This is a genomic window from Streptomyces inhibens (genome assembly GCF_003389455.1).
Classification (GTDB): Bacteria; Actinomycetota; Actinomycetes; order Streptomycetales; family Streptomycetaceae; genus Streptomyces; species Streptomyces inhibens.
In genome coordinates this window covers 1-7,341 of the sequence record NZ_QUAC01000381.1, presented here as the reverse complement: position 1 = coordinate 7,341, position 7,341 = coordinate 1, and the positions used below count along the sequence as shown (strand labels likewise).

6 protein-coding genes are annotated in these 7,341 nt (G+C 71.4%); 2 read left to right on the top strand and 4 right to left on the bottom strand.

Annotated elements, in window-relative coordinates; translation table 11 throughout:
- Window positions 1-46 precede the first annotated feature (46 nt).
- From tyrS to DY245_RS35040, 3 genes are all read right to left on the bottom strand, one after another.
- Window positions 47-1,450 (bottom strand): tyrosine--tRNA ligase, encoded by a 1,404-nt coding sequence (tyrS, locus tag DY245_RS35050; protein ID WP_128511139.1) that lies wholly within the window; start codon window positions 1,448-1,450, stop codon window positions 47-49.
- Between the two features lie 142 nt (window positions 1,451-1,592).
- Window positions 1,593-3,044, bottom strand: a complete 1,452-nt coding sequence (locus DY245_RS35045) for a metallopeptidase TldD-related protein (RefSeq protein WP_128511138.1) — start codon at window positions 3,042-3,044, stop codon at window positions 1,593-1,595.
- Window positions 3,041-4,573: a TldD/PmbA family protein gene (locus DY245_RS35040; protein ID WP_128511137.1), complete on the bottom strand. Its 1,533-nt coding sequence runs from the start codon at window positions 4,571-4,573 to the stop codon at window positions 3,041-3,043. The genes DY245_RS35045 and DY245_RS35040 overlap by 4 nt, the downstream gene beginning before the upstream one ends.
- Window positions 4,574-4,855: 282 nt before the next feature.
- On the opposite strand from DY245_RS35040, the gene fabG reads away from it, so the two are divergent.
- Both fabG and fabI read left to right on the top strand, forming a co-directional pair.
- Window positions 4,856-5,560: a 3-oxoacyl-[acyl-carrier-protein] reductase gene (gene fabG, locus DY245_RS35035; protein ID WP_128511136.1), complete on the top strand. Its 705-nt coding sequence runs from the start codon at window positions 4,856-4,858 to the stop codon at window positions 5,558-5,560.
- 5 nt (window positions 5,561-5,565) lie between these two features.
- Window positions 5,566-6,336 (top strand): enoyl-ACP reductase FabI, encoded by a 771-nt coding sequence (gene fabI, locus DY245_RS35030; RefSeq protein ID WP_128511135.1) that lies wholly within the window; start codon window positions 5,566-5,568, stop codon window positions 6,334-6,336.
- A 79-nt stretch (window positions 6,337-6,415) separates the two neighbouring features.
- Here fabI and DY245_RS35025 read toward each other — a convergent pair whose 3' ends face one another.
- On the bottom strand, window positions 6,416-7,099 hold the full coding sequence (locus DY245_RS35025) for a FadR/GntR family transcriptional regulator (RefSeq protein ID WP_128511134.1): 684 nt from the start codon (window positions 7,097-7,099) through the stop codon (window positions 6,416-6,418).
- Window positions 7,100-7,341: the final 242 nt, after the last annotated feature.

Here is a 7,341-nt window from a genome sequence, read left to right as displayed (position 1 = left end):
GGCCGGTGCGCACCCTCGCGCACCGGCCGCCCGCACCTCTGCCGTGTCAGCGGCCGTCGAGCTGCGCCAGCTTCCGGCCGGCCTTCAGGTACGCGACCCCGGCCGCGTCCGCCAGCTTCTCGGCCAGCACCTCGGCCAGCGGCCGGACCGAATCGGCCTCCGCGAGCACCACGGTCTGCTGACCGCCCTCGCCCTCCACGACCAGCCGCAGCGCGTTCTGCTTGGCCAGCCGCCGCGCCGCCGAGGCGCTCGGCGTGAACTCCAGCACCTTCGTCAGCACCGTCGCCACCGTCTCCGCGCCGTGCGCGGCGACATCGACGACCGGCAGCGACTCCACGTCGGAGAACGACTTCTTGGAGAACTGCGCGATGAACCCGGCCCGCGCCGCCATCGCCGCATCCAGGCCGTACAGCGCCGCCACGACCTCGCCCGCGAGGATCTTCTTGAGGTCCATCGGGTGCAGCGAGCGGTCCGCGACCCGGCCCAGGACGAGCGTGATCTCCTCGTCCGTCCACTCCGTCCAGGCCTTGAGGTACGGCTCCATCAGCCGGTCCGGCACCGACATGATCTTGCCGAAGACATCATCGGCCGGCGCGCTCAGCCCGACGTAATTGCCCTTGGACTTGGACATCTTGGCGCCGGTGCCGTCCGTGCCCTCGATCAGCGGCATGGTCACCACCAGCTGCGGCCGCTGCCCGCGCAGCTCCATCAGCTTGCGGCCCATCTGCAGATTGAGCAGCTGGTCGGAGCCGCCCAGCTCCACATCGCACTCCAGCGCCACCGAGTCCAGGCCCTGCGCGATGGGGTACAGCAGCTCCGTCATGGTCAGACCGGAGCCGGCCGCGAGCCGGTTGCGGAAGTCCTCGCGCTGCAGCAGCTGCGAGGCCGGCACCTGGGCGAGCAGCGAGAGCAGCTCGGGGAAGGTGTACGGCGCCAGCCACTCGCTGTTCTGCCGGAAGCTGACCTTCTCGAAGTCGAAGAAGGGCCGCACCTGTTCGCGGTACGTGGCGAGATTGCGCGCGATGTCCTCGTCGGTCAGCGGCGGGCGCTCGGCCGTACGGCCCGACGGGTCGCCGATCTTGGCGGTGAAGTCACCGATGATCAGCGTGACGTCGTGGCCCAGCCGCTGGAAGCGGCTCAGCACGATCAGCGGCACCGCATGCCCGAGGTGCACATCGGTCGCGGTCGGGTCGATGCCCAGCTTGATGTGCAGACCCTTGCCGGCCGCCCGGCGCTCCTCGATCCGCTCGGCCAGCTTCTCCACACCCGGCAGGACCTCGACCGTACGGGCCGCGATCAGCTCGGCCTGCTCCTTGGCGGGCAGATCCGTCAGATCGAGATAGCGCCGCGCACCCGTCTCCCGGAGCAGCTCCTGGACCGTGGCGTCCGAGGAGAGGTCGGCGGAGAGCAGCGTGCTGGCGCGGGCGACGGATTCGCCGAGGCGTGTCATGGCGTTCCTGATCGATCGGTATTTCCCGTGAGGGAGGACAGGGCGTCCCAGAAGGGACAGGGCAGAAGTCTATGGCCATGGCACCGGGACCCCCGCACGGGTTTACGCACGTGGGCCCCGGCGCACCACAAGATCCGCCCGCTCACACCCCCTGGCTGACCGAACTCATGTTGAAGTCCGGAATGCGCAGCGCCGGCATCGCGGCGCGGGTGAAGTAGTCGCCCCACTCACGCGGCAGGGTCGGCTCCGTACGGCCCGCCTCCACCGCCCGCGACAGCAGATCCACCGGCGACTCGTTGAACCGGAAGTTGTTGACCTCGCCGACCACCTCGCCGTTCTCCACCAGGTAGACGCCGTCCCGGGTCAGCCCGGTCAGCAGCAGCGTCGCCGGGTCGACCTCGCGGATGTACCACAGGCAGGTCAGCAGCAGCGCGGGACCGTCGTGGCCGGCGGCCGCCACCATCTCGTCCAGCGAGCGTGAACCGCCGCCCTCCAGAAGGAGGTTGTCGATGCCCGGTGCCACCGGGAGGCCGGTCAGTCCGGCGCTGTGCCGGGTGGTCGGCAGCCGGTTCAGCACGCCCTCGCGCACCCAGTCGGTGGCGGTCAGCGGCAGCCCGTTGTCGAACACCGACGCATCGTCGCCGGAGGAGTGCGCCAGCACGAACGGCGCGCACTCCAGCCCCGCCGCCCGCGGGTCGCTGCGCAGGGTCAGCGGCAGCTCGGTGAGCCGCTCGCCGACCCGGGTGCCCGCCCCGGGCCGCTCCGCCTCGTCGTCGTCGGCCGGCCGGGAGAAGACCGTACGGCCCTCCGCGGCGTCCCGGGCGCCGGACGACCAGTACTGGTAGATCAGCAGGTCGGCGACCGCGGTCGGCGGCAGCAGCGTCTCGTACCGCCCGGCGGGCAGCTCGATCCGCCGCTTCGCCCAGCCCAGCCGCCGGCCCAGCTCGGCGTCCAGCTCCCGCGGATCGACGTCGGTGAAGTCGCGGGTCGCGCGTCCGGCCCAGGCAGAGTGGGGTGCGGCCGCGCCGGAACCTGCTGACTTGGCGTTCAGCTCCAGCGTCCCGGTGGGCTGGTCGTGCCGCAGCCGCAGGCCGGCCGAGGTGCCCAGATACGACGAGACGACGCCGTGGTGGGCGAAGCCGTACAGCTCACGGCCGCCGGAGCGGGCCTGCTGGAAGGACTCGCCCAGGGCCGGCGCGAACGCCGCGAAGACGTCCGAGGAGGTCTCGGCGGGCGCGTCGGTGAAGTCGGCGGACGTCTTCTCGCCGCCGACCAGCGGCTGGGCGTCCTCGGCGGGCCCGGCGTCCCTGGCGGCCGCCTCCGCGGCCCGTACCAGCGGCTCCAGGTCGTCCGCGGTCACCGCCGACCGCGAGACCACACCGGACGCGGTGCCCTGCCCGCCGTCCACGGTCGCCACGACCGTGAGGGTGCGGCCGCGGGCGACGCCGTTGGTGGTGAGCGCATTGCCCGCCCAGCGCAGGTTGGCGCTGGAGTGCTCGTCGGCGATGACCACACAGCCGTCGGCCCGGGAGAGCTCCAGGGCCCGCTCGACGATCTCGTGCGGCGTGCTCTTACGAGACGTACGCGTGCTCATCGACCGGCCTCCTGCGTCGTGTTCAGAATGTTCACGCCCTCGAACAGGGCGGACGGGCAGCCGTGCGAGACGGCCGCGACCTGGCCCGGCTGGGCCTTGCCGCAGTTGAAGGCGCCGCCCAGGACATAGGTCTCCGGGCCGCCCACCGCGGTCATCGAGCCCCAGAAGTCGGTGGTGGTCGCCTGGTAGGCGGCATCGCGCAGCTGCCCGGCCAGCCGCCCGTTCCGGATCGCGTACGCCCTCTGCTGGGTGAACTGGAAGTTGTACCGCTGCATATCGATCGACCAGGAGCGGTCGCCGACGACATAGATGCCCCGCTCCACCCCCGAGATCAGCTCCTCGGTGGACGGCCCGTCCGCCGCCGGCCGCAGCGAGACATTGGCCATCCGCTGGACCGGCACATGGCTGGGCGAGTCCGCGTACGCGCACCCGTTGGAGCGTGGGAAGCCCGTCAACTTCGCGATTCTGCGGTCGAGTTGATAGCCCACCAGGGTCCCGTCCTTGATCAGGTCCCAGGACTGCGCGGCCACCCCCTCGTCGTCGTAGCCGATCGTCGCGAGCCCGTGCTCGGCGGTCCGGTCGCCCGTCACATTCATGATCTCGGAGCCGTACGCCAGCTTCCCGAGCTGGTCGAAGGTGGCGAACGAGGTCCCCGCGTACGCCGCCTCGTAGCCCAGCGCCCGGTCCAGCTCGGTCGCGTGCCCGATCGACTCATGGATCGTCAGCCACAGATTGGAGGGATCCACCACCAGGTCGTAGGCGCCGGCCTCGACGCTCGGGGCGCGCATCTTCTCGGCGAGGTACTCCGGGATCCGGGCCAGCTCACCGTCCCAGTCGTAGTGCTCGCCGGTCAGGTACTCCCAGCCGCGCCCGACCGGCGGGGCGATGGTGCGCATCGAGTCGAAGTCGCCGCTGGCCGCGTCCACCGCGACCGCCGTCAGCTGCGGATGCAGCCGCACCCGCTGCTGCGTGGTGCTGGTGCCCGTGGTGTCCGCGTAGAACTTGTTCTCCTGGACGGTCAGCAGCGAGGCGTCCGCATGGGCCACGCCCTCGGCGGCCAGCAGCCGCGAGCTCCACTCCGCCAGCAGCCCGGTCTTGTCGGCGTCCGGCACGTCGAACGGGTTGATCTCGTACGCGGAGACCCAGGTCCGGTCCGGATACGAGGGTTCCGCCGCCAGCTCGACCTTCTCGTCGGAGCCCGCCGCCTTGATCACCTTTGCCGACAGCTTCGCCATCGCCACGGCCTGCGCGGCCACCCGCGCCGCCGCGTCCATCGTCAGATCCACCCCGGAGGCGAAGCCCCAGGCGCCGCCGTGCACCACCCGCACCGCGTACCCGAGGTCGGTGCTGTCCGAGGTCCCGGCCGTCCGGGCGTCCCGCAGTCGCCAGGAGGCGCTGCGGATCCGCTCCAGGCGGAAGTCCGCGTGTACGGCGCCCAGCGCGCGGGCCCGGGCCAGCGCGGCGTCGGCCAGCGCGCGCAGCGGCAGCGCAACGAACGTTTCGTCAAGGGCATGGGGTGCAGCAGGCAAGGCGTCCTCCCGTGGTCGGCGCCTGCATCATGCCTTGTGGCGGGCCCTCGGCCCAGTGCACACCGGTGTGCGGCATGGCGAGCCGGCCGTCGGGGGGCGTGCGCCGGCGCCGGTGCGACACGGCCGACGGGTACCGCCGGCGGGAGGGTTCCGCCGTGGTTCTGTGGAGACCCGACAGTGACCGGGGCGTGTGCCTGTCCGTGCTCGATTCCACGTAAAGGCGCCGTGACCGATAGTTTCGTATCGAACGCAGGACGGACAGAAAACGGAAAGGGTGATCTCTTGAGCCGCTCGGTTCTGGTCACCGGAGGTAACCGCGGCATTGGCCTCGCCATTGCCCGTGCCTTCGCCGAGGCAGGCGACAAGGTCGCCATCACCTACCGCTCGGGCGAGCCGCCCGCGGGGTTTTTGGCCGTGAAGTGCGACATCACGGACAACGAGCAGGTCGAGCAGGCGTACAAGGAGATCGAGGAGAAGCACGGTCCGGTCGAGGTGCTGGTGGCCAACGCCGGCGTCACCCGTGACCAGCTGCTGATGCGGATGTCCGAGGAGGACTTCACCTCGGTCCTGGAGACCAACCTCACCGGCACGTTCCGGGTGGTCAAGCGGGCCAACCGGGCGATGCTGCGGGCCCGTAAGGGCCGGGTCGTACTGATCTCGTCCGTGGTCGGCCTGATGGGCGCCCCGGGCCAGGCGAACTACGCCGCCTCCAAGGCCGGTCTGGTGGGCTTCGCCCGCTCGCTCGCCCGGGAGCTGGGCAGCCGCAACATCACCGTCAACGTCGTCGCGCCCGGCTTCGTCGACACCGACATGACCCGGGTGCTCACCGACGAGCAGCGGGAGAACATCGTCAAGCAGGTGCCGCTCGCGCGGTATGCGCAGCCCGAGGAGATCGCCGCCTCGGTCCGCTTCCTGGCCTCCGACGAGGCCGCGTACATCACCGGAGCCGTCATTCCTGTCGACGGCGGATTGGGCATGGGTCACTGATCAGTATGAGTGGAATCCTTGCAGGCAAGCGCATCCTGGTCACGGGTGTTCTGACCGAGTCGTCGATCGCTTTCCAGGCGGCCAAGGTCGCCCAGAACGAGGGCGCCGAGGTCATCCTCACCGGCTTCGGCCGGCTCTCCCTCGTCGAGCGGATCGCCAAGCGGCTGCCCAAGCCCGCCCCGGTCATCGAGCTGGACGTCACCAACCAGGAGCACCTGGACGGGCTGGCGGACAAGATCCGTGAGCACCAGGGCGAGGGCGCCCGTCTCGACGGCATCGTGCACTCCATCGCCTTCGGCCCGCAGGGCGCCTTCAACTTCCTGGAGGCGAGCTGGGAGGACGTCAGCACCGCGGTCCAGGTCTCGGCGTACTCCTACAAGTCGCTGACGATGGCCTGCCTGCCGCTGATGGAGCACGGCGGCGCGATCGTCGGCCTGACCTTCGACGCGCAGATCGCCTGGCCCAAGTACGACTGGATGGGCGTGGCCAAGGCGGCGCTGGAGGGCACCAACCGCTACCTGGCGCGCGACCTGGGCCCCAAGGGGATCCGCTGCAACCTGGTCTCGGCCGGCCCGATCAAGTCGATGGCCGCCAAGTCGATCCCCGGCTTCGAGGAGCTGGCGGACGTGTGGAACCACCGCGCCCCGATCGGCTGGGACCTGGCCGACCCGGAGCCGGCCGGCCGTGGCGTCGTCGGCATGCTGTCCGACTTCTTCCCGCGGACGACCGGTGAGATCGTGCACGTCGACGGCGGCGTGCACATGATGGGCGCCTGACGCCCACCGCGCATCCGTACTGCCCGCTCCGGTCCGCCGGGGCGGGCAGTACGCGTTTCCGGCGCCGTTCCCCCTGCGGTCAGCCAGGCTCCACGAGGCTGAGCCGGCAGCCGAAGGGGTGCGCGCTCGCCTCGGCGGCGGCGCGGTCGCCGTCGCCCGCACGGATCGCCTCCACCAGGCGGGAGTGGTCCATATGCGCCTCGGGCCGCAGCTCCTCGCCCACATCGGCCCGCAGGAAGTCGCGCAGCACGCCGCCGAGGTCGGCGTAGATCTCGGCCAGCACCTCGTTGTGCGAGGCCGCCACGATCGCCATGTGCAAGGTCGCGTCGGCCTCCACGAAGGCCTCCGCGGCACCGGACTCCCAGGCCCGCTCGCGCCGCTCCAGCAGTGTGTCGATCTGCCGCAGGTCCTGTTCGGTGCGACGGCGCGCGGCGAGCCGGGCGGCCGCCGCCTCCAGGGCGCTGCGCAGCTCGGCGACGTGCCCGGGCTCGGCGGCCGCGAACCGGCGGTTCATCACCCCGGCCAGCTCGCTGGTCGCCACCACGTACGTGCCCGAGCCCTGCCGGATGTCCAGCAGCCCGTTGTGCGCCAGCGCGCGGACGGCCTCGCGGACGGTGTTCCGGGCCACCCCGAGCTGCTCGACGAGCTCCGGCTCGGTCGGGATACGGGATCCCACCGGCCACTCACCGGACGTGATCTGGGCGCGCAGCTGCGCGATCACCTGGTCGGCGAGCGCGGAGCGGCGGGGCGAGGTCAGAGGCATGGCTGCGCTCCGGTGTGCAGGGGTGGACGGACGGCGGCGGCGCGGCGCCCGGCAGATCCTTGCGGTGCCCGGCGCCGACCGGGACAGCAGAGGCTATCGATATCGGCTGGACAAGCATTCATCCCATGATTCTATGATGGCTCCTATGGCAGACGAAGACCTCGCGACCCTCGGCCCCGCGGCCGGGCCCCGTACGACCTCCACCGCACCGCCGGCCGACGGCCCGGGGCCGCAGCCGGGCC

What these genes read in the sequence shown, in the direction of transcription:
- tyrS (WP_128511139.1), bottom strand. Translation starts at nt 1,450, where the DNA reads ATGACACGCCTCGGCGAATCCGTCGCCCGCGCCAGCACGCTGCTCTCC.
- DY245_RS35045 (WP_128511138.1), bottom strand. Translation starts at nt 3,044, where the DNA reads ATGAGCACGCGTACGTCTCGTAAGAGCACGCCGCACGAGATCGTCGAG.
- fabI (WP_128511135.1), top strand. Translation starts at nt 5,566, where the DNA reads ATGAGTGGAATCCTTGCAGGCAAGCGCATCCTGGTCACGGGTGTTCTG.
- DY245_RS35025 (WP_128511134.1), bottom strand. Translation starts at nt 7,099, where the DNA reads ATGCCTCTGACCTCGCCCCGCCGCTCCGCGCTCGCCGACCAGGTGATC.